The organism is Rhodococcus sp. 05-2254-5 (assembly GCF_002258575.1).
Lineage (GTDB): Bacteria > Actinomycetota > Actinomycetes > Mycobacteriales > Mycobacteriaceae > Rhodococcoides > Rhodococcoides fascians.
Genome location: NZ_NOZG01000026.1, coordinates 188,200 through 209,422, shown reverse-complemented (window position 1 = coordinate 209,422; position 21,223 = coordinate 188,200). Strand labels below are relative to the sequence as shown.

Genomic DNA, 21,223 nt, shown 5'->3' with positions numbered 1-21,223 from the left:
AGTTACAGGCGAGCGGCGATCCGAGCGCCGATCTCTTTCGTCGACGCGGTCGTGGTTCCCCGCTCGGCGAGATCCGCTGCGACAGCGGCTTCTACTCGCGCGGCCCCCGCCGCGTCGCCGAGATGATCGAGTAGCAAGGACACCGACAGGATGGCAGCGGTCGGATCGGCCTTCTGCTGTCCCGCGATGTCGGGCGCGCTACCGTGTACCGGCTCGAACATGCTGGGGTTGGTACCGGTGGCGTCGATGTTTCCACTTGCGGCCAAACCGATTCCGCCGGTGACGGCAGCCGAGAGGTCGGTCACGATGTCGCCGAACAGATTGTCGGTGACGATCACGTCGAACCGGCCGGGATCGGTGACGAGGTGGATCATCGCGGCATCGATGTGCTGATACGCGACCTCGACGTCCGGGAAGTCCGCCGAGACTGCCTCGACCGTGCGGGCCCACAGGCTACCGGCGAACGTGAGCACGTTGGTCTTGTGCAACAGCGTCAGGTGCTTCCTGCGGGTCAGCGCCCGCTCGAAACCGTTGCGCACCACCCGCTCCACGCCGTAACGAGTGTTGACGCTGACCTCGGTGGCCACCTCGTGCGGTGTACCGACGCGCAGTGCACCACCGTTGCCGGTGTACGGCCCCTCGGTACCCTCCCGAACGACGACGACATCGATCTGCTTGTCCCCGGCCAGCGGACCGACCACGCCCGGGTACAACTTGGCCGGCCGCAGATTGATGTGGTGATCGAGCTCGAATCGCGCCCGCAGCAACAGCCCACGCTCGAGCACACCGCTGGGCACCGACGGATCGCCGATGGCTCCCAACAGAATTGCGTCGTGCTCACGCAGTTCTGCCAACACCGAATCCGGCAGCAACTCTCCGGTGGCGTTGTAACGCCGCGCCCCGAGGTCGTACTCGGTCTTCTCGGCTCCGGGTGCGACCACGTCGAGAACGGCAAGCGCTTCGGCGACGACCTCCGGTCCGATTCCGTCCCCGGCGATGACGGCCAGCTTCATTTCACTCCTCGTAGTTCGTGTCGGTCCGATCGGCTGCGAGCGATCAGGACAGGTCGACCAGCTCGATGGTGGAGGCACCCACGGCGGTAGCGATGCTCGCACTGAGCTCGGCCGGAACGTCCTTGTCGACGCGCAGCAGAATCGTTGCGCCGTCGCCCTCGGAGTCCTGGCTCAGTGCTGCGGCCTGGATGTCGATTCCGGCGTCGCCGAGCAGAGTGCCGATTCGACCCAGGCTGCCGGGCTGATCCGCGTAGTTGACGATGAGGTTCTTGCCCTCGGCGCGGAGGTCGAAGTTGCGGCCGTTGATGTTGACGATCTTCTCGACCTGCGAGGTGCCCGTCAGAGTGCCGGCAACGTTGAGGACCGATCCGTCACCGTAGACGGCGCGAATGTCGACGACACTGCGGTGGTTCTCGCTCTCGGGAGCGGTGGTCACTTCTGCTGTGACACCGCGCTCCTCGGCCAGCGACGGAGCGTTGACGAACGTGACCGAATCCTCGATGACGGCCGAGAACAGTCCGCGCAGCGCGGACAGTTTCAGGATCTGCACGTCCTCGCTGGCGAGTTCGCCGCGAACGTCCACCGACAACGAGGTGGGAAGTTCGTCGGACAGGGCTCCGAGCAGCACACCCTGCTTACGCACGATTTCGAGCCACGGCGATACCTCTTCGCCGACGGCCCCACCCTTGACGTTGACCGCGTCGGGCACGAATTCGCCTGCGAGAGCCAGCAATACGGACTTGGCCACATCGGTGCCCGCTCGGTCCTGCGCTTCGGTGGTCGATGCCCCGAGGTGGGGAGTGACGACGACCTGCGGCAGCTCGAACAACGGGCTGTCGGTGCACGGCTCGGAGGCGTAGACGTCGATGCCCGCGGCGAACACGTGACCGGAGGTGATGGCGTCGGCCAGTGCCTGCTCGTCGACCAGTCCACCGCGTGCGGCGTTGACGACGATGACCCCGGGCTTGGTCTTGGCGAGGGCTTCCTTGCCGATGATGCCCTTGGTCTCCGGCGTCTTCGGCAGGTGCACCGAGAACATGTCGGCCCGCTCGAGCAGCTCGTCCAGGCTCACCAGTTCGATTCCGAGCTGCGCCGCGCGCGCTGCCGAGACGTAGGGGTCGTACGCGATGATGTGGGTCTCGAACGCGGCCAGACGCTGCGCGAACAGCTGGCCGATACGGCCGAGTCCGACGACGCCGACGGTCTTGCCGAAGATCTCGACACCGTTGAACTTGCTGCGCTTCCACTCGTGCTGACGCAGAGTGGCGTCGGCAGCGGGGATCTGGCGCGCGGCCGCGAGAAGCAACGTCACCGCATGCTCGGCGGCCGTGTGGATGTTGGAGGTCGGTGCGTTGACGACGAGGACGCCGCGCTCGGTGGCTGCGGGTACGTCGACGTTGTCCAGGCCGACACCGGCGCGGGCGACGATCTTGAGGTTGGTCCCGGCAGCGAGCACCTCGGCGTCGACCGTGGTCGCGGACCGCACGAGAATGGCGTCGGCCTCGGGAACTGCAGCGAGCAACGCGGGGCGATCCGGACCGTCGACCCAGCGAACCTCGACGCCGTCGCCCAGTGCCTCGACGGTGGACGGCGCAAGTTTGTCGGCGATCAGAACGACAGGACGGCCTGGCTGGCTCACGTGAAAAACTCCCTATATCGGTTCGAGACGTGGTCGGAAAAATTCGGCGGGCTGTGCAGCACGAACAGTTTAGAGGTCCGAGACGTCACACGGTGACGCCACCGGACTCACGCACCGAAGGGCACCCCCGGCAATCCAGGGGTGCCCTTCGATCAGATTGCGTGACAACGCGATTCGATGAGAATCAGGCCGTCTCGGTGATCGGGCGGTCGACCCAGCTCATGAGGTCGCGCAGCTTCTTGCCGGTGACCTCGATGGGGTGCTCGGCGTTGGCCTTGCGCAGGCCTTCGAGCTCGGTGTTGCCGTTCTCGACGTTGGCGACGAGGCGACGGGTGAATTCGCCCGACTGGATGTCGGCCAGGATGGCCTTCATGCGTTCCTTGGTGCCTGCGTCGATGACGCGCGGTCCGGAGAGGTACCCACCGAACTCCGCGGTGTCGGACACCGAGTAGTTCATGCGGGCGATGCCGCCCTCGTACATGAGGTCGACGATGAGCTTGAGCTCGTGCAGCACCTCGAAGTACGCCATCTCGGGTGCGTAGCCGGCCTCGACCATGACCTCGAAGCCCGTCTTGACGAGTTCTTCGGTGCCGCCGCACAGCACGGCCTGCTCACCGAACAGGTCGGTCTCGGTCTCTTCCTTGAACGTGGTCTTGATGACGCCTGCGCGGGTGCCGCCGATGCCCTTGGCCCACGACAGCGCGAGGGCCTGACCCTCACCCTTCGGGTCCTGATCGATGGCGATGAGCGCGGGAACACCCTTACCGTCGACGAACTGACGACGCACGAGGTGGCCGGGGCCCTTGGGGGCAACCATGCCGACGGTCACGAACTCCGGAGCCTTGATCAGGTCGAAGTGAATGTTGAGGCCGTGGCCGAAGAACAGCGCGTCGCCGTCCTTCAGGTTGGGCTCGATCTCCTCGGAGAAGATCTTGGCCTGAGCGGTATCGGGTGCGAGCACCATGATCACGTCGGCCCACTCGGACACCTCTGCGGGAGTTCCGACCTTCAGGCCCTGCTCCTCCGCCTTGGCACGGGACTTCGAGCCTGCCGCCAGGCCGATGCGAACATCGACGCCGGAGTCGCGCAGGCTGAGCGAGTGCGCGTGGCCCTGGCTTCCGTAGCCGATCACAGCGACCTTGCGGCCCTGGATGATCGACAGATCAGCATCGTCGTCGTAGAACATCTCGACTGCCACTGGTTGTTACCTTTCCTCTTGGGTTTTACGCATGTTCGTCACCGGGGCCGCTAACGCGACGCAGTGATCGATTTCGGTCCACGTCCGACGGCAACGACTCCCGACTGAACTATTTCTCGAATTCCATAGGGGTCCAACATCTTCAGCAACGCGTCGAGCTTGGAGCGGGTGCCCGTCGCCTCGACCGTCACCGCCTCGGGAGAGACGTCGATGACCTTGGCGCGGAACAGATTCACCGTTTCGATGACCTCGCTCCGAACGCTGGCATCGGCGCGGACCTTGATCAGGACCAACTCGCGCGCCACCGAGGAATCGTCGTCCTGCTCGACGATCTTGATGACATTGATCAGCTTGTTGAGCTGCTTGGTCACCTGCTCGAGCGGGAACTCGTCGACCGTCACCACGATCGTCATGCGCGAGATATCGGGAATCTCGGTGCCGCCGACCGCGAGTGAGGAGATGTTGAAGCCGCGGCGCGAGAACAACGCGGCCACGCGCGCCAACACACCTGGCTTGTCCTCGACGAGAACGCTGAGGGTATGGCTGGTGCTCACAGGTCCGTGCCTTTCGCGTCGTTGTTCATCGGGTGCGGCGCCTGCTCGCGCTCCATCGCGTCGTCGAGTCCTGGCTCACTGCCCACGGTCTCGTCCTCGTCGAACAGCGGACGGATGCCGCGGGCGGCCATGATCTCGTCGTTACCCGTTCCGGCGGCCACCATCGGCCACACCTGGGCGTCGGCACCGACGATGAAGTCGATGACGACCGGACGATCGTTGATGGCGCGTGCCTGAGCGATCACCGCATCCACGTCCTCTTCCCGCTCGCATCGCAAACCGACGCAGCCCAAAGCCTCGGCCAGCTTGACGAAATCGGGGATGCGGACGGCACCGTGAGTTCCGAGATTGGTGTTGGAGTAGCGCTCCTCGTAGAACAGGGTCTGCCACTGCCGAACCATGCCGAGGTTGCCGTTGTTGATGAGCGCGACCTTGATCGGGATTCCCTCGACCGCGCAGGTAGCAAGCTCCTGGTTGGTCATCTGGAAGCAGCCGTCGCCGTCGATCGCCCACACCTCGGCGTCGGGCAGGCCCATCTTGGCTCCCATGGCGGCCGGAACCGCGTACCCCATCGTGCCCAGACCACCGGAGTTGAGCCACGTGCGCGGCTTCTCGTAGTTGATGAACTGCGCGGCCCACATCTGGTGCTGGCCGACGCCGGCGCAGTAGATCGCGTCGGGACCGGCGAACTTGCCGACCGAGGAAATGACGAACTCGGGAGACATGGAACCGTCGGACGGACGGTCGTAGCTCAACGGGTACGTCTTGCGGATGCCGTCGAGGTAGACCCACCACTGCTCGAGGTCGAGAGTCGTTCCGGTGGCGCGATCGGCCCGCAGGGCCTCGATCAGCTCGGTGATGACCTCGCCGCAGTCGCCCACGATCGGCACGTCCGCGTATCGGTTCTTGCCGATCTCGGCCGGGTCGATGTCGGCGTGGATGACCTTGGCATCGGGAGCGAAGGACGAGAGCTGACCGGTGACGCGGTCGTCGAACCGGGCACCGAGCGTGATCAGCAGGTCGCTGCGCTGCAGAGCGGCGACCGCCGCGACGGTGCCGTGCATACCGGGCATGCCCAGGTTCAGCTGGTGGGTGTCGGGAAATGCCCCGCGCGCCATCAGCGTCGTGACGACCGGGATGCCGGTCAGTTCGGCGAGCTCGAGCAGTTCTGCCGAGGCGTTGGCCTTGATGACGCCGCCACCGACGTACAGCACCGGCTGCTTGGCATCGGCGATGTAGCGTGCCGCTTCGCGAACCTGCTTGCCGTGCGGCTTGGTGACCGGGCGGTAGCCGGGCAGACGCATTTCCGGCGGCCACGAGAACGTGGTCTGCGCCTGCAGCACATCCTTCGGGATGTCGACGAGGACGGCACCGGGACGACCCGACGCGGCGATGTAGAACGCCTCGGCCATGATGCGCGGGATGTCCGCACCGTCGGTGATCAGGAAGTTGTGCTTGGTGATGGGCATCGTGATACCCGAGATGTCGGCTTCCTGGAAGCCATCGGTACCGATGAGGCTGCGGGCGACCTGACCGGTGATCGCGACGATGGGAACCGAGTCCATCTGCGCGTCGGCCAACGGGGTGACGAGGTTGGTCGCACCCGGGCCGGACGTCGCCATGCAGACGCCGACCTTGCCGGTCGCCTGGGCGTAGCCGGTGGCGGCATGACCCGCACCCTGCTCGTGGCGAACGAGCACGTGGCGCACCTTGACGGAGTCGAAGAGCGGATCGTAGACCGGGAGAACCGCGCCACCGGGAATGCCGAATACGGTGTCGACGTCGAGTTCTTCGAGAGCTCGTACGACCGACTGTGCGCCGCTGACCTTCTCGGGTGCGACGTGGCGTCGCGATCCGTTGGTCGCCGCGTCTGCGGACGGGTTGCTGGTCGACGGGCTCGTGGCTGTCCCCGACTTACGTGTCGTGGGCCCTGGGCGTGCGGTTGGTGCGCTCACTGATTGCTTCCTCAGGAATGTGAAAGTGCTGGGCGATCTCTGGGCAAGAAAAAACCCCCGTCAGCGTGAGCTGTACGAGGGTGGCGCGTCGATGCGAGTTTGAACAACCGGCTCAGGCGTTGACGCGCCGGCCGATTACGAGTATCCAATTCCGCTTCACGCACTGAACGGTAGGCGCGCGCACAGGGAAGAGTCAAACTCGTCACGACGCAATCCCATTATGTGAGATCGCGTAGATGCAATGCGAAGATGAATGGGTGTCGTCTTCGCAGCAGTCCGAACCACCTCGGCCATCATCCCACACCGGTTCCGAGCAACCGAACAGTGCCGACGGGCCACCGCCGTCGAGCAGGCAGGTCATCCGCCTCCCGCGTCTGGCCCTGATCGGCGTCGGGTTGCTCCTGTTCAGTACCTCTCTGCCGGCGGCGAGCTGGCCCGCCGCACTGGGTTGGCTGCTGATTCTGCCGATCGTCGCGTGCATCTGGGTGCTGCGTGTGCGCACCGTCATCACTCCCGAGGCGATCACGGCCCGCCGATTCATCGGCTCCGACGTCATCGAGTGGGAGTCCGTGGTCGGACTGCACTTCCCCGATCGCCGCTGGGCACGCGTGGTGCTCACCGACAAGACGGAGAAGTCACTTCCGCTCGTGCGGTTCGATCGGCTCCCCCAACTCGCGGCCGCCAGCGGCGGTCGCATCACCGACCCCTATGCCGCGGCAGCTGCGGCGGAGGATCAGGCACGCGCAGAGGCCGAGAATGCCGAGCACGACGACGAACAGGCACCGAAGGATCGCTGACGAGCGGCCGAGTAATCTCCTCGTTGCGATCACCGCTGCAACGAACGAGGAACTGCACTATGCCGCCGCTACGCTCACGGGTCACCACTGTCGGACGCAATGCTGCGGGCGCGCGCTCGCTGTGGCGCGCCACCGGAATGACCGATTCGGATTTCGGTAAACCGATCGTCGCCATCGCGAACTCGTACACCCAGTTCGTACCCGGCCACGTTCACCTGAAGAACGTCGGCGAGATCGTCGCCGACGCCGTCCGCGCGGCAGGCGGAGTCCCTCGCGAGTTCCACACCATCGCCGTCGACGACGGAATCGCGATGGGGCACGGGGGCATGCTGTACTCGTTGCCCAGCCGCGAGATCATCGCCGACTCGGTCGAGTACATGGCCAACGCCCACACTGCGGACGCACTCGTGTGCATCTCCAACTGCGACAAGATCACCCCCGGCATGCTCAACGCGGCCATGCGATTGAACATCCCGGCGGTGTTCGTCTCCGGTGGGCCGATGGAGGCCGGTAAAGCGGTGGTCGTCGGAGGGGTCGCGCAGGCACCCACCGACCTGATCACCGCAATCTCCGCCAGCGCGAACGACGCCGTGTCCGAAGAGGGCCTGGACGAGGTCGAGCGCAGCGCGTGTCCCACGTGCGGGTCCTGCTCGGGCATGTTCACCGCCAACTCGATGAACTGCCTCACCGAAGCGCTCGGCCTGGCATTGCCCGGCAACGGCTCCACGCTGGCCACCCACGAGGCCCGCCGCGCCCTGTTCACCCGGGCCGGCACGACCATCGTCGAGGCGGCGATCAAGTACTACCGGGACGAGGACGAGTCGGTGCTGCCCCGCAACATCGCCACCCCGGCGGCATTCCGCAACGCGATGGCACTGGACGTGGCGATGGGTGGCTCGACCAACACCGTGCTGCACACTCTCGCGGCGGCGCAGGAGGGCGAGGTCGATTTCGATCTCGACACCATCGACGCCATCAGCCGCAAGGTGCCGTGCCTGGCCAAGGTGTCGCCCAACTCGGACTACCACATGGAAGACGTGCACCGGGCGGGTGGAATTCCCGCTCTCCTCGGCGAACTGCGGCGTGCGAATCTGCTCGAGACCGACGTCTCGACCGTCCACACGAAGAGCTTCGACGAGTGGCTCGACACGTGGGACATCCGCTCCGGTGCCGCATCCGACGAGGCGATCGAGCTGTTCCATGCCGCTCCCGGCGGCGTCCGAACCGTCGAACCGTTCTCCACGAGCAATCGCTGGTCCTCCCTCGACACCGACGCCGCGGGTGGTTGCATCCGCGATCTCGAACACGCCTACACGGTCGAGGGTGGCCTGGTGGTGCTGCGCGGCAACATTGCCGTCGACGGCGCGATTCTGAAGACTGCGGGCATCGACGAGGACCTCTTCTCGTTCCAGGGACCTGCGCTGGTCGTCGAGTCTCAGGAAGAAGCCGTCTCGGCCATCCTGCAGAAGAAGATCCAACCCGGTGACGTGCTCGTCGTGCGGTACGAGGGACCCAAGGGTGGACCGGGAATGCAGGAGATGCTGCACCCGACGGCGTTCCTCAAGGGTGCCGGTCTGGGCAAGGTCTGTGCCCTGATCACCGACGGACGGTTCTCCGGTGGTACGTCGGGCCTGTCCATCGGACACATTTCCCCCGAGGCTGCGGCCGGCGGCGTGATCGGCCTCGTCGAGAACGGCGACCAGGTCCGCATCGACGTTGCCACGCGCACGCTCGAGATCCTCGTCGACGAGGAAACTCTGGAGACTCGACGCGCGAAGATGCTCGCGTCCGAGCGGCCGTGGCAGCCGGTCGACCGACAGCGCACGGTCACGACGGCGCTGCGCGCCTACGCCGCACTGGCGACATCCGCGGACAAGGGTGCTGTGCGCTACGTGCCCTGAGCAGAAAAGCATGTGAGTGGTTCCTCGTAGCAGGGTACGAGGAACCACTCACATGGTTGGTTGTCGACCGGATCAGCGGACGACCGGATTCGCTCCGTTGAGGAAGATCCAGATGCACACGCCCGCAGCGATTCCCACCGCGAGTGCGAGGAACGATCCGATGCGCGGGCGGGTCGCCCAACCGCGGCGGCCGTCGAACGCGATCTTTCCGGGTCCGGTGAGAATGATGGCCGCGGCCGCGAAGCCGAGAACGGTTTCGTACTCCACGCCGGTGGCACCGGAGAACTGCAGCCCCGGCTCCGCCACCTGCTTGAAGCACCAGGCGTTGATGATGGTCGCCAACACAGCTGCACCGGCCAGCGGCGTCGCCAGTCCCAGGATCAGCAGTGCGCCGCCGAGGGTTTCGCCGGCCGCGGCCGCGATGGCGAGGATCTCCGGGTATCGGAACCCGGACTCCTCCAGGAGATTCTGAAATCCGTCCAGCCCGGGACCGTTCCACAATCCGACGAGCTTCTGCAGTCCGTGCCCGAGGAACACTGCTCCGATGGCGACGCGTAGGACGAACAGGCCCAGATCGGTGGTGCCGCGTCGGGCCGGAACTTCCACGGTCTCGGTGCGCACCGGGGCTGCCGGGGCAGCGACCGTCGAATCGGAGGACTCACCGAGATACTCCGTCGGACGATCCGAGTACGCGTTCGAGGTGGCACCGGCCGTCGTAGCCGTCGTAGGCGTCTGGGTCGGCGAGTCGGCGAAAGCCGACGGACGGTACGTCGGGATCTTCTCTGTCGGTGCCGCATCGGTGCTCCGCTTGTCGGATGCGGAGGAATGCGGGAAGTCCAACTCGTCGTCGGTTCGGGGCAGACGATCCGAACGCTGCGCACCGAACGCTGTGGTCGATGCACCGGACGCGTCGGAACCCGAACGCGTGGGCGAAATCTTCTCGGTGGGGTTGTCGTACGGGCTCTCGGCCGGTTCGTACGAGGGATCCTGCTGGTTGGGGTCACGCGGTGTATCGGTCACCTCCCCACACTAAGGCCGACAACCCCGCGCCACCGACGTTGACGCTCACGGCCGCGTGGCGCGTCGGACTCGACGTTCCGTAACGTTCGAACCATGAAGCCGCTCGGAGCATCGTCACGAACTGCCCGCGCGGCTGTCGTCGCCCTGTCGACGACGGCTGTTCTGCTCGCCGGGTGCGCCCGATTCGACGACTCCAACTCGTCCCCGTTCACTCCCGCGCCGGATGTCGGAGCTGCCGAACTCAAACCCACCACACCCAGCGAGACCTCGCCCCCGGCGGGTCCGAACGCCCCGCAGCCCGTATCGGGACCGTGCGTGGATCCCGACCCGGCAGTGATCGCCACCTGCCTCGACACCACGGGCGGACTCGTAGCTCTTCCCGACGGCCAGAGCAGCCTCGTGGCAGAACGCAGGACCGGCCGCATCATGGAGGTCACCGCAGGCCGGACGCCACAGCAGGTGGCCACGATCCCCGTCGACGGCACCGGCGACGGGGGCCTGCTGGACATCGCGCTCTCGCCCACGTACGCCGAGGATAAACTGCTCTACGCGCTGATCACGACGGCGTCGGATACGCGGGTCGTTCGGCTCGCGCAGGGGGACGTACCCAAGGACATCTTGACCGGGATCCCCCGCGGGGCCGCGGGAGTCCGAGGTTCCCTCGAGTTCTACACGCCGAACGAACTTCTGGTGTTGACCGGCGACAACGGCGATGCCGTGGCCGCCGCGGATCCGAACTCGTTGTCCGGCAAGCTGTTACGCGTGACGTCACTGTCGCCGACTCCTACTCCCCCGCGGCCGGGGATCGCGCTCAGCGGTATCGGCACAGCGGGCGACGTGTGCACCGACGGCAGCGGAAACATCTACGTCACCGACCGCACCGCCACCGAGGATCGCCTGCAGCGCATCGACAAGCTGGGAGCAGTGTTCTCCCCGGTGTGGACCTGGCCCGACCGTCCGGGTGTGGCCGGGTGCGCCGCCGGTCAGAGCGGCGTTGCGGTTGCCCTGACCACAGCGAAAGCTGTTGCAGCACTGGCCACGGACCCGAACACCGGAGCGGTGTCCGCCGAGCCGACCCTGTTGATCCAGGACAAGTACGGGCAGTTGAACGGGGCGACCAGCACGAGCGACGGTCAGATTCTGGTGGGGACGGTGAACAAGAACGGCACTGCCGTCGGCCCCACCGACGACCGCGTCGTCAAGGTGCCGTTCCCTGCCGGCGGTGGTGGCGGCTTCGACTGATCCGACAGCTCCTTCGAACGCCAAGGGCGGCCGGGCAGCAATCGCTGCCCGGCCGCCCTGCTCATGCGTCGATCAGGACTGACCGCACGCCGCCAGCACGAGTTCCTTGACTCGGGCGGCATCGGCTTGTCCCCGCGTCGCCTTCATCACCGCGCCGACGATGGCACCGGCGGCCTGGACCTTGCCACTGCGAATCTTGTCCACCACACCGGGGTTCGCGGCAAGTGCTTCGTCGACGGCGGCTTGGAGCTTGGTGTCGTCCTTCTCCAACACCAGATTCCGCGCCGACATCACCTCTGCGGGCTCGCCCTCACCGGCCAAGACGCCGTCCACGATCTGACGAGCACCGTTGTTGTTGACCTTGCCGTCGGCCACCAAGGCTGCCACCTCGGCCACCTGAGCCGGAGTGATCGCCAGATCCCCCAATTCGACGCCGGCGATGTTGGCCTGCTGCGCCAGGTACGACACCCACCACGACCGCGCAGCCTGCGCCGACGCGCCGGCGTCGACGGTCGCCGCCACGAGTTCGAGAGCACCCGAGTTGACCAAGTCGCGCATCTCCTCGTCGGAGACGCCCCAGTCCTTCTGAATTCGCCCGCGGCGCAACCACGGCAGCTCGGGCAGAGTGGCTCGCAGCTCCTCGATCCACGCTGCATCCGGGGCCACGGGAGCGAGGTCGGGCTCCGGGAAGTAGCGGTAGTCCTCCGCGGTCTCCTTCTTCCGGCCCGCCGTGGTGGTGCCGTCGGACTCCTGGAAATGTCGGGTTTCCTGCGTCACCTCACCGCCGGATTCGAGCACCGCAGCCTGACGGCGCATCTCGTAGCGCACGGCGACCTCGACACTCTTGAGCGAGTTGACGTTCTTCGTCTCGGTGCGAGTACCGAACTCGGTTGCCGACTTCCGCATCAACGAGACGTTGGCATCGCAGCGCAACGAACCCTGATCCATCCGCACATCGGAGACGTTCAGCGACTTCAACAGGTCACGCAATGCGGTCACGTACGCCCGCGCCACCTCCGGTGCCCGCGCCCCGGTACCGGTGATGGTCTTGGTCACGATCTCCACCAGGGGCACACCGGCGCGGTTGTAGTCGAGCAACGAATGCGATGCGCCCTCGATTCGTCCGGTTGCGCCACCGACGTGCGTCGACTTGCCGGTGTCTTCCTCCATGTGGGCACGCTCGATCTCGACGCGGAACGTGCTGCCGTCGTCGAGCACGACGTCGAGGTAACCCTCCGTGGCGATCGGCTCGTCGTACTGCGAGATCTGGTAGTTCTTCGGCTGATCCGGGTAGAAGTAGTTCTTCCGCGCGAACCGTCCCCACGGAGTGATCGAGCAATTGAGCGCCAGCCCGATACGGATCGCCGACTCCACCGCAGCAGCGTTGACCACCGGCAGTGCGCCGGGAAGGCTCAGGCACACCGGGCACACCTGCGTATTGGGCTCCGCACCGAACGCGGTGGGGCAACCACAGAACATCTTGGTGGCCGTACCCAACTCGACGTGGACCTCCATGCCGAGCACGGGGTCGAACGTGGCGAGCACATCGTCGTAATCGATCAGATCGACGGTTGCAGCAGTCATGCTCCGTAGTTTATGCATTGCATTCGCCACCCGAGTAACCACGTGTCCTCGGGCACCGATCGCTTCGGGGTCAGCCGAAGAACGCTGCTGCGTCGTCGTACCGGGTCTGAGGGACCCGCTTGAGTTGCTTGGTGGCCTCGGCCAACGACACCAGGCCGATCTCGGCACCGCGCAGCGACACCATCTTTCCGAAGTCTCCGGAATGCGCGGCATCGGTGGCGTTGACACCGAATCGCGTTGCGAGCACACGGTCGTACGGAGTGGGAGTGCCGCCGCGCTGCACGTGACCGAGCACCGTGGTGCGTACCTCTTTGTTGATGCGACGTTCGATCTCGACGCCGAGCTGATGTGCGACTCCGGTGAATCGGACGTGCCCGAATTCGTCGATACCGCCGTCGAGCAATTGCATCGACCCTTCGACGGGCTTGGCCCCTTCGGCCACGACGCAGATGAAGTGGGAGTCGCCCCGCTGAAAACGCTTGCGCACCAACGTGCATACCTCTTCGACGTCGAAGGGCTGCTCCGGGATGAGAGTCATGTGCGAGCCCGAGGCCAATCCCGCGTGCAACGCGATCCAGCCTGCGTGTCGCCCCATCACCTCCACCAGCATCACTCGCTGGTGCGATTCGGCGGTGCTGTGCAGTCGGTCGATCGCATCGGTGGCGATGGTGAGCGCCGTGTCGAAGCCGAATGTGACGTCGGTGCAATCGATGTCGTTGTCGATCGTCTTGGGGACACCGACCACCGGTACACCCTCCTCCGACAGCCACGCAGCTGCCGTCAGAGTTCCTTCACCGCCGATCGGAATCAACACGTCGATGCCGTTGTCCTCGAGGGTCTGCTTGACTCGGTCGAGACCGGCCCGCAGCACGTCGGGGTTGGTTCGAGCCGTCCCGAGCATGGTGCCGCCCTTGGTGAGCAGACGGTCGTTGCGGTCGTCGTTGCGCAGCTGGACCCGACGGTCTTCGAGAAGCCCGCGCCATCCGTCCTGGAATCCGACGACCGTGGAGCCGTATCGCGCGTCGGCGGTGCGAACGACAGCGCGGATCACCGCATTGAGCCCTGGGCAATCGCCGCCTCCGGTCAGAACTCCGATGCGCATCGATTTTGGCCTCTCTGCTCGCAGGCCCGCGGAGCGGACCGAAGTGACGAACATCAGCCTAATCGGGCGTCGGTCCCCGCGCGCGCCGGTACCGGTCGGCCTCACTTGGGCGTGACGACACCGGTTTCGTAGGCCAGCACGACCGCCTGCGCGCGGTCGCGTAGCCCGAGCTTGCTCAGCACCTTGCCCACATGGGTCTTGACCGTCTGTTCGGCCAAGAACAGCGCACCTGCAATTTCCGCATTGGACATACCGGTCGCGATCAGTTCGAGAACCTCGCGCTCGCGCGGCGTCAGATCGGCCAGGCGCGAAGGAGTGTTCCTCCGCGCACCGCGACGAGTCGTGACGTCGGAGATGAGCCGTCGGGTCACCGACGGTGCCAGCAGCGCATCGCCGGCCGCGACGACCCGTACGCCTCTGATCAGTTCCTCGGCCGGCGCGTCCTTGAGGAGGAATCCGCTGGCCCCGAGAGCCAGGGCCTCGTAGACGTAATCGTCGATGTCGAAGGTCGTCAGCATCAGGACACGGACCGGCGACGCGTGCGACGCGGACAGGATCGCGCGGGCCGCGTCGAGCCCGTTCATCTCGGGCATGCGCACGTCCATCAGCACTACGTCCGGCAACAGCCGCGCTACCTCGCTGACCGCGGTGCGACCGTTGTCGGCGTCGCCGACGACCGAGATGTCGTCCTGAGCGCCGAGCAGTGCACCGAACCCCTGCCGCACCATCGCTTGATCGTCGGCGATGAACACCGTTGTAACCACGCGTGACAGCCTAAACCGCGTCGCCGGCGTCAGCCGTTGCCGGCGGAGTCGACATTCCGGTCGGGACGCGAACCGCAACCTCGAACCCACCGCCGGGCAGAGGGGCTGCATGCAGCCGGCCGTGTGCGGCCTGCGCTCGCTCGCGCATTCCCGCGATTCCGTGCCCGCCGCAATCGCTTCCGGGAGTGCGGGAGATGCTCGGGTTCGGAGCCGGTGCGTTGACCACCGTCATGTCCACGACGGCAGGGCCGATCGCGATATCCACCTCCACCTCGGCTTCGGGCGCATGGCGCGCGGCATTGGACAGCGATTCCTGCAGAATACGGAACAGGGCCAGTCCTGTTGTCTCCGAGACCGATTCGACGGTACCGGCGATGGCCCACCGCACATTCATGCCCGCTCTGCGACTTGCCTGCAATGTGCGTTCGAGATCCAGTGCACTCGGCGCGGGCGCGTCCTGCATCTGCGCTCCATCGCTACGCAGTACCCCGAGCATCCCCCGGATCTCGTTGAGCGCCTCGCGTGCACTCGCGCCGATCGACTCGAATTCCCGAGCCGCGGCCGGTGACACGTCGTCCAGTCGGTACGGCGCGCTCTGGGCCTGAACGACGACCATCGACATGTGGTGTGCCACGACGTCGTGCAGATCGCGGGCGATCTTCGCCCTCTCCTCGAGAATCGTGCGGCGAGTGCGTTCGAGTTCGCTGACCTCCTCCTGCTGCGCGAGCTGCCTGCGCGAGAGAACGAGCCACCGGATCAGCAGCCCGAACACGACCACGGCAGTCAGGCCCACCGACCACCCGATTCCGTCGGAGCCCGGCATGTACGCGAAGAACACCAGCATGCTGGCCAACCACGCCACCAACAGCACCTGCGCCGGAGAACGCAGCGCGACCGCGAACAGCAACGCCAACAGGACGAGGATGTGCACCACTTGCCACGGGTAGTCGTAATCCGGAACGCGGTCGAACGCCGCCGGAATCACCAACGCGGACAGCGCCGATACCGCCCACCCCATCGCGGGATTGAGTCTGATCAGAGCGAACGGAAACGCTGCCAACGCTGCGACGAACGGTAGCAACGGAACCGAAACCTGATGCGTCACCGTCAGTGTCGGCCACGCGATCGAGTACAAAATTGCCGTCACCGCGATGATCAGCACGTCGACCGAACGGACGCCGCCGATCTGCTCGGGCACCCGGCGCCGAGCACGTACCCCGAGTTCGAGACTCGTCGACCTTTTCTTTCGCACGTCTCGAGCCTAGGCAGCATCGACCGCCGGCGTCCTCGTACCGGGGTATCGGTTCGACATGGCTCTGAGGTATCAGGGCCGCGTCCAGCCGGCCCCCGGGGCACTCACCACAGCCGAACCTCGGAGCGATGCTCGCCTCGGCCGGCCGAACTTAGCGTCGATCCTCATGAGCCGGAACATATCTCGCATCCTCACTTGCGTGGCAGCAGCCATCGTCGTCGCGACCGCCACGACGGGAGCAGCAACGTCGTCACCCGCCGAGGACCGTCGCTCCCCGGTGGCACTGACCGTTCGCGCATTGGTCACCGAACCCGCCGACAACGCTGCGTCGACCATCCCGAGCGACTTCGCAGACGTCATGGGGTACCGGCCTGCGGTGCAGGACGGGATGGCGAGCAATCCCGGCGGGGACTGTTCGTCCCCGATCCCACTGCCACCCGAGTTCGAGCCTGCGTGCCGAGCCCACGACCTGGGCTACGACCTGCTCCGGTACGCCAAGACGACGGGATCGAGCGTCGACCCACAGTGGCGCAGGGCGATCGACGCCCAACTCGACCGTCGCATGCACGACGCCTGTGACCACCGCACCGACGAGGGGTCCCGGCAGATCTGCGACGCAGCTGCTGTCGTGGCGGCGACGGCAGTCGATCTCAATTCCTGGCGCCAATCGTTCGGTGCACCGGTCGCCGAACCCGCCATGCCCCTGACGCTGTTCGGAGCCGTGCTGGCGCTGACGCTGCTGATCGCATCCGTTGTCGCGCGGTACCGGCGCGTGTCGATGGCCACGATCCGAACGGTCCTACGCTGATGTCCACCACGGCCATCCCGGACCGCGGAGTCGAGGCCCCGGTCGAATCAGATCTGTTGTCAACCAATGGCCTTCGTCTTCCGAGACTCGGCACGTCGATGTCCGTTGCGGTGGCTGTGGCGATTTCATCGGCTCCGTCACTCCTGCCCCGCTCCGCCGCCACCGCGGCCCTGTTCACCGGATTCATGGTGGCGCTCGCCCTGACGGTGGCATGGGCGGGCCGACGGGTGTTCGGGTCACGACGGCCCGCGCCGCAACGACTGCGAGCGTGGACCGTCGGCACTGCTGCATTGATCGCGAGCGGCGCGTTGGCCTCGAACATGTTCTGGCAGAACCGATTACGAGCAGCTATGAACGTCGAACCGGTGAGCTGGAGCTACGCCGTCGACGTTACCGGGGGTGCCCTGTGCGTTGCGCTCGTACTGTGCGGAGCCGGTGACGCGCTCCGGCGAATCTGCTCCACTCTGGGCCGGAACCGTTGCGTGGCACTGCTCGTCACGTTCGCTGCGCTGTTATACACCCTGGCCGTTCCGTTCGTGCGGTCCACTCTGTCGGCCTCGTACTCGGCCTCGAACTCGGCGATGGACGACGCAGTGGCCGCCCCGACATCGGAGACGAGATCCGGCGGTCCCGGATCCTCGGCACCGTGGCGCACGCTGGGACGCGAGGGCCGCGCGTTCGCGTCGGGAGGGCAGGATCTCGACACCGTACGGACGTACGTGGGACTCGAGTCGGCCGCGACACCGGACGAGCGTGTAGCACTGGCCGTCTCCGAGATGGAACGGGCCGGAGCCTTCGAACGCAGCGTCGTCGTGGTCGCGATTCCCACCGGGTCCGGCTGGGTGGACGAGAATGCGATCACCGGGGCCGAAAGAACGTTCGGCGGTGACGTCTCGACGGTGGCGGTGCAGTACTCCGACAAGCCGAGTTGGGCGACCTTCCTGTTCGCCGAGGACGACGCCCGCCGGTCCGCGAACGCCGTGGTTCGAGCGGTCGCCACACGAGCGGCGGCGGAGCCGACCACTCCGAGAGTCGTCGTGTACGGCCAGAGCCTGGGCTCGATTGCAGGAAGTGATGCGTACCTTGCTGTGCGACAGAACATTTCGTCACTCTGCGGGGCGGTCTGGGCCGGCCCGCCCGCGGGATCGGTCGACACCGACGGTGCCGCAGTCCTCGCCAACTCCTCGGACCCCGTCGCGCGATGGTCTCTCGATCTGTTGTGGTCGCCGCCGGATACGACGACGTTCACGCTCGACGCCCCACGGCCGCCGTGGTTGCCTGTCGTCGGCTTCCTGCAGACATCCGTCGACCTGCTCGCCGCATTGGATGTCACGTCGGGCCACGGCCATCGATACGGGACCGACCAAGGCGAGGCCATGGCTCGCTGCCGCTGAAGAGCGGGGCCGCCGGAAAAGGGAGTGCTGGACCGTCAGCCGAGCAGACCGAGCCGATTGCCGAGCCAGTCCATCTCCTGATCGAGCGCCGGAGCCCAGACCTGCATCGAGTGTCCTCCCGGCAGCTCGCTGTAGTGCACATCCATGCCCGCGGCGGCGGCTGCCCGGTAGGCCCGCTCGGTCTGCGGCCTGAACTCCTCGTCGTCGGCTCCGACGACGAAGGCACCGGCAGAGACGGGAAAGCTGTTGCGGGAGAGTACGTTCAAAGGCGTAGAACGATCGAACCGATCCTCGTCGGCCGGTGTGTCCGCCCCGTACGCAGCAAGGACCGACTCCGCTCTGGTGCCACGACGTTGTTCGTCCTCACCGGAGATGTCGAGAAATGTGGGGTACGCCGACGGTTCCGTCGTCGCGAGCTGGAGGGCGCAGGTTCCGCCGTAGGAGTACCCGCCGACCGCCCAGGATCGCGGGTCCGAAGACACGTGGAGGTTCGACCGAACCCACTGCGGGACATCGACTGTCAGATACGTCGCAGCATTACCGAGGTCCGAATCCATGCACATCGGGTTGGCTTCGGTGTCCCCCAGCCCGTCTGCGACGACGACAACCGGGGCGACGCCGCCGTGACGTGCCGCGAACGCGTCCATCGTCTGCGGTAGTCGACCACCTTCGATCCAGTCGACCACGTGGCCGGGCTGTCCGGTGAGCAACACCAGTACCGGGAGGTCGTCCGCTCCGTCGTCGTACGCGGCCGGGAGATAGACCGTCGCCGGACGAGCACGGAACTGCGACACCGTGCCGGGCACCTCCACGTCGAACAACCGGCCGTGTCCTTCGACGTGCACGACCGGTGTACGCCCGAGTGCCGACGCGGCCGTGGGGTACCGCGTCACCGTCAGGTTGGTCAGTACGGCGGTCGCCACCAGGAGCGCCGCTGCCAGGCCCAGTGTGCTCAGCCCACCGACGGGCGAGCCGAGCGGACGGCCACGGCGGATGCGAACCACGATCGCACCGGCGGCCACGATCGCCAGCACCGTGGCCGCCGCCAATCCGATGACCGGGACCGCTCCACCGAGCAAGGGCAGATGCGCCAACCGGGCGGCCCACCGATGCAGCACCTCGAACTACCGCAGATCGCCGCGGGCGGCCTCGTACGCAGCGCCGACGCGGTAGAGCCGCTCGTCTGCGAACGCGGGAGCCATGATCTGCAGACCCACCGGCAGACCGTCCTCGGACGCCAGTCCGGACGGCACCGACATCGCGCAGTGGCCGGCGAGGTTGGTGGGCAGGGTGCACAGATCGTTGAGGTACATCGCCATCGGGTCGTCGACCTTGTCGCCCAACGGGAATGCCGTCGTCGGGGTCGTCGGCGATACGAGCACATCCACCTTCTCGTATGCCGCGTCGAAATCCTGCGCGATCAAGGTGCGGACCTTCAGGGCCGACCCGTAGTACGCGTCGTAGTAACCGGCCGACAGCGCGTAGGTGCCGATCATGATGCGGCGCTTGACCTCCGGCCCGAACCCCTGAGCGCGGGTGGTGGCCATGACCGACTCTGCGCTGTGGTGGCCGTCGTCGCCCGCACGCAGGCCGTACCGCATTCCGTCGAACCGAGCCAGGTTGGACGACACCTCGGACGGGAGAATCAGGTAGTACGCAGCCAATGCGTGGACGAAGTTGGGGCACGACACCTCGACCACCTCGGCACCGAGCGAGGTCAATGCGGCCACTGCGGCGTCGAAGGACGAGATGACACCGGACTGATAGTTGTCCGAGTGCAACTCCTTGACCACACCCACCTTCACTCCGGTCAGGTCGCCGCGAGCGCCCTCTCGGGCCGCCTCGACGACGGGACGAACCGGGGTGTCGACCGACGTGGAATCCCGCGGGTCGTAACCCGCGATGACCTCGTGCAGCAACGCGGTGTCGAGCACCGTACGACCACAGGGTCCACCCTGATCCAGCGAGGAGGCGCAGGCGATGAGTCCGTACCGCGAGACGCTGCCGTACGTCGGCTTGGTTCCCACGGTGCCGGTCAGTGCCGCGGGCTGCCGGATGGATCCACCGGTGTCGGTGCCGATGGCCAACGGTGCCTGGAACGAGGCGAGCGCAGCCGCGCTTCCGCCTCCCGAGCCGCCCGGAATCCGGGTGGTGTCCCAGGGATTCTTGGTCGGTCCGTACGCGGAGTTCTCGGTCGAGGAGCCCATCGCGAACTCGTCCATGTTGGTCTTGCCGAGAACCGGAATGCCCGCGGCTCGCAGCTTCGAGGTCAGCGTCGCGTCGTACGGCGACACCCACCCGTCGAGAATCTTCGAGCCGGCGGTGGTCGGCATGTCGGTGGTGGTGAACACGTCCTTGAGCGCCAACGGCACCCCGGCGAGCGGTGAGGCCGGTGCCGCGCCCGCGGCCAGCCCGGCATCGACGTCGTTCGCCGCGGCCAGCGCCTGCGCGCTCGCCACATGCAGAAAAGCGTGAAGGTCGCCGTCGACCTCGGCAATCCGATCCAGATGTGCCCGGGTCACCTCCACCGCACTGACGTCACGCGAGTGGATACGGTCGGCGAGCTCGGACGCGTCGAGCTTGGTCAGGTCGGTCATTCGCTCTCTCCCAGAATCTGCGGCACCGCGAAACGGCCCTCCTCGGCATTCGGTGCTCCGGACAGCGACTGCTCCGGCGTCAGACCGGGAACGATCACGTCGGGACGCGTCACATTGACGATGTCGCTGGGGTTGGCTGTCGGCGCAACGTCGTCCGTCGCCACCTCGGCGACGGTCTTGACGTGGTGGAGGATCGAATCCAACTGGCCGGCGAACTCGTCGAGTTCGGCGTCGCTGAGAGCCAAGCGCGACAGCCGGGCGAGGTGAGCGACCTCGTCGCGGGAGATATCGGGCACCGCGTAGACCCCTTTCACACAGTAGGAGTGGGGCCTGCAGGAACCGGCCCCGTATTTGCGCAGAGCGAACCGCACAGGTCCGCGAACGCGGTCCAGCCTAGTGCGCA

At 66.3% G+C, this 21,223-nt stretch carries 18 protein-coding genes; 5 read left to right on the top strand and 13 right to left on the bottom strand.

Features of this window, described 5'->3' with window-relative positions; translation table 11 throughout:
* Positions 1-2: 2 nt before the first annotated feature.
* The 5 genes from CH278_RS16805 to CH278_RS16785 form a co-directional block, all read right to left on the bottom strand.
* Entirely contained in the window at positions 3-1,013 is a 1,011-nt protein-coding gene (locus CH278_RS16805; RefSeq protein ID WP_032370768.1) for a 3-isopropylmalate dehydrogenase, read from the bottom strand.
* Between the two features lie 43 nt (positions 1,014-1,056).
* On the bottom strand, positions 1,057-2,652 hold the full coding sequence (serA, locus tag CH278_RS16800; protein ID WP_027496645.1) for a phosphoglycerate dehydrogenase: 1,596 nt from the start codon (positions 2,650-2,652) through the stop codon (positions 1,057-1,059).
* Positions 2,653-2,836: 184 nt separating this feature from the next.
* On the bottom strand, positions 2,837-3,838 hold the full coding sequence (gene ilvC, locus CH278_RS16795) for a ketol-acid reductoisomerase (protein ID WP_170944858.1): 1,002 nt from the start codon (positions 3,836-3,838) through the stop codon (positions 2,837-2,839).
* 62 nt (positions 3,839-3,900) lie between these two features.
* Positions 3,901-4,404 (bottom strand): acetolactate synthase small subunit, encoded by a 504-nt coding sequence (gene ilvN / locus CH278_RS16790; protein ID WP_008717436.1) that lies wholly within the window; start codon positions 4,402-4,404, stop codon positions 3,901-3,903.
* Positions 4,401-6,359, bottom strand: a complete 1,959-nt coding sequence (locus CH278_RS16785; protein WP_032366369.1) for an acetolactate synthase large subunit — start codon at positions 6,357-6,359, stop codon at positions 4,401-4,403. The genes ilvN and CH278_RS16785 overlap by 4 nt, the downstream gene beginning before the upstream one ends.
* Positions 6,360-6,616: 257 nt before the next feature.
* Between CH278_RS16785 and CH278_RS16780 the strand changes: the two genes are divergently transcribed.
* Together CH278_RS16780 and ilvD are read left to right on the top strand one after the other, a co-directional pair.
* Positions 6,617-7,156, top strand: coding sequence for a PH domain-containing protein (locus CH278_RS16780; protein WP_179274019.1), 540 nt, complete (start codon positions 6,617-6,619; stop codon positions 7,154-7,156).
* Positions 7,157-7,215: 59 nt separating this feature from the next.
* Positions 7,216-9,057, top strand: coding sequence for a dihydroxy-acid dehydratase (ilvD, locus tag CH278_RS16775; RefSeq protein ID WP_027496642.1), 1,842 nt, complete (start codon positions 7,216-7,218; stop codon positions 9,055-9,057).
* A 72-nt stretch (positions 9,058-9,129) separates the two neighbouring features.
* Here ilvD and CH278_RS16770 read toward each other — a convergent pair whose 3' ends face one another.
* On the bottom strand, positions 9,130-10,077 hold the full coding sequence (locus tag CH278_RS16770; RefSeq protein WP_032370766.1) for a DoxX family protein: 948 nt from the start codon (positions 10,075-10,077) through the stop codon (positions 9,130-9,132).
* A gap of 93 nt (positions 10,078-10,170) precedes the next feature.
* Between CH278_RS16770 and CH278_RS16765 the strand changes: the two genes are divergently transcribed.
* Positions 10,171-11,319 (top strand): PQQ-dependent sugar dehydrogenase, encoded by a 1,149-nt coding sequence (locus CH278_RS16765; protein ID WP_032370765.1) that lies wholly within the window; start codon positions 10,171-10,173, stop codon positions 11,317-11,319.
* A 72-nt stretch (positions 11,320-11,391) separates the two neighbouring features.
* On the opposite strand, the gene gatB is transcribed toward CH278_RS16765, so the two are convergent.
* The 4 genes from gatB to CH278_RS16745 form a co-directional block, all read right to left on the bottom strand.
* Entirely contained in the window at positions 11,392-12,903 is a 1,512-nt protein-coding gene (gatB, locus tag CH278_RS16760) for an Asp-tRNA(Asn)/Glu-tRNA(Gln) amidotransferase subunit GatB (protein WP_027496639.1), read from the bottom strand.
* 70 nt (positions 12,904-12,973) lie between these two features.
* The gene (locus CH278_RS16755; protein WP_032366581.1) at positions 12,974-14,005 is read right to left on the bottom strand and encodes an ATP-dependent 6-phosphofructokinase; all 1,032 of its coding nucleotides are present in this window, start codon (positions 14,003-14,005) and stop codon (positions 12,974-12,976) included.
* A 101-nt stretch (positions 14,006-14,106) separates the two neighbouring features.
* Positions 14,107-14,769, bottom strand: a complete 663-nt coding sequence (locus CH278_RS16750) for a response regulator (protein ID WP_032366365.1) — start codon at positions 14,767-14,769, stop codon at positions 14,107-14,109.
* A gap of 10 nt (positions 14,770-14,779) precedes the next feature.
* Complete coding sequence (locus CH278_RS16745; RefSeq protein WP_094622414.1) at positions 14,780-15,967, bottom strand: sensor histidine kinase; 1,188 nt, start codon at positions 15,965-15,967, stop codon at positions 14,780-14,782.
* A gap of 220 nt (positions 15,968-16,187) precedes the next feature.
* Between CH278_RS16745 and CH278_RS16740 the strand changes: the two genes are divergently transcribed.
* Positions 16,188-16,829: a hypothetical protein gene (locus tag CH278_RS16740; protein ID WP_256991863.1), complete on the top strand. Its 642-nt coding sequence runs from the start codon at positions 16,188-16,190 to the stop codon at positions 16,827-16,829.
* Positions 16,829-18,223: an alpha/beta-hydrolase family protein gene (locus tag CH278_RS16735; protein WP_094622413.1), complete on the top strand. Its 1,395-nt coding sequence runs from the start codon at positions 16,829-16,831 to the stop codon at positions 18,221-18,223. Before CH278_RS16740 ends, CH278_RS16735 begins: the two co-directional genes overlap by 1 nt.
* A 35-nt stretch (positions 18,224-18,258) precedes the next feature.
* On the opposite strand, the gene CH278_RS16730 is transcribed toward CH278_RS16735, so the two are convergent.
* The 3 genes from CH278_RS16730 to gatC are packed head-to-tail and all read right to left on the bottom strand — an operon-like array spanning position 18,259 to position 21,116.
* Positions 18,259-19,341 carry an alpha/beta hydrolase gene (locus tag CH278_RS16730; protein WP_094622412.1) on the bottom strand — a complete coding sequence of 361 codons (1,083 nt, stop codon included), beginning with the start codon at positions 19,339-19,341 and terminating at the stop codon, positions 18,259-18,261.
* A 6-nt stretch (positions 19,342-19,347) separates the two neighbouring features.
* Complete coding sequence (gene gatA, locus CH278_RS16725; protein ID WP_094622411.1) at positions 19,348-20,820, bottom strand: Asp-tRNA(Asn)/Glu-tRNA(Gln) amidotransferase subunit GatA; 1,473 nt, start codon at positions 20,818-20,820, stop codon at positions 19,348-19,350.
* Positions 20,817-21,116 carry an Asp-tRNA(Asn)/Glu-tRNA(Gln) amidotransferase subunit GatC gene (gene gatC, locus CH278_RS16720; protein WP_027496634.1) on the bottom strand — a complete coding sequence of 100 codons (300 nt, stop codon included), beginning with the start codon at positions 21,114-21,116 and terminating at the stop codon, positions 20,817-20,819. Before gatC ends, gatA begins: the two co-directional genes overlap by 4 nt.
* Between the last annotated feature and the right edge of the window lie 107 nt (positions 21,117-21,223).

What these genes read in the sequence shown, in the direction of transcription:
- CH278_RS16805 (WP_032370768.1), bottom strand. Translation starts at nt 1,013, where the DNA reads ATGAAGCTGGCCGTCATCGCCGGGGACGGAATCGGACCGGAGGTCGTC.
- ilvC (WP_170944858.1), bottom strand. Translation starts at nt 3,838, where the DNA reads ATGTTCTACGACGACGATGCTGATCTGTCGATCATCCAGGGCCGCAAG.
- ilvD (WP_027496642.1), top strand. Translation starts at nt 7,216, where the DNA reads ATGCCGCCGCTACGCTCACGGGTCACCACTGTCGGACGCAATGCTGCG.
- CH278_RS16765 (WP_032370765.1), top strand. Translation starts at nt 10,171, where the DNA reads ATGAAGCCGCTCGGAGCATCGTCACGAACTGCCCGCGCGGCTGTCGTC.
- gatB (WP_027496639.1), bottom strand. Translation starts at nt 12,903, where the DNA reads ATGACTGCTGCAACCGTCGATCTGATCGATTACGACGATGTGCTCGCC.
- CH278_RS16755 (WP_032366581.1), bottom strand. Translation starts at nt 14,005, where the DNA reads ATGCGCATCGGAGTTCTGACCGGAGGCGGCGATTGCCCAGGGCTCAAT.
- CH278_RS16740 (WP_256991863.1), top strand. Translation starts at nt 16,188, where the DNA reads ATGAGCCGGAACATATCTCGCATCCTCACTTGCGTGGCAGCAGCCATC.
- CH278_RS16735 (WP_094622413.1), top strand. Translation starts at nt 16,829, where the DNA reads ATGTCCACCACGGCCATCCCGGACCGCGGAGTCGAGGCCCCGGTCGAA.
- gatA (WP_094622411.1), bottom strand. Translation starts at nt 20,820, where the DNA reads ATGACCGACCTGACCAAGCTCGACGCGTCCGAGCTCGCCGACCGTATC.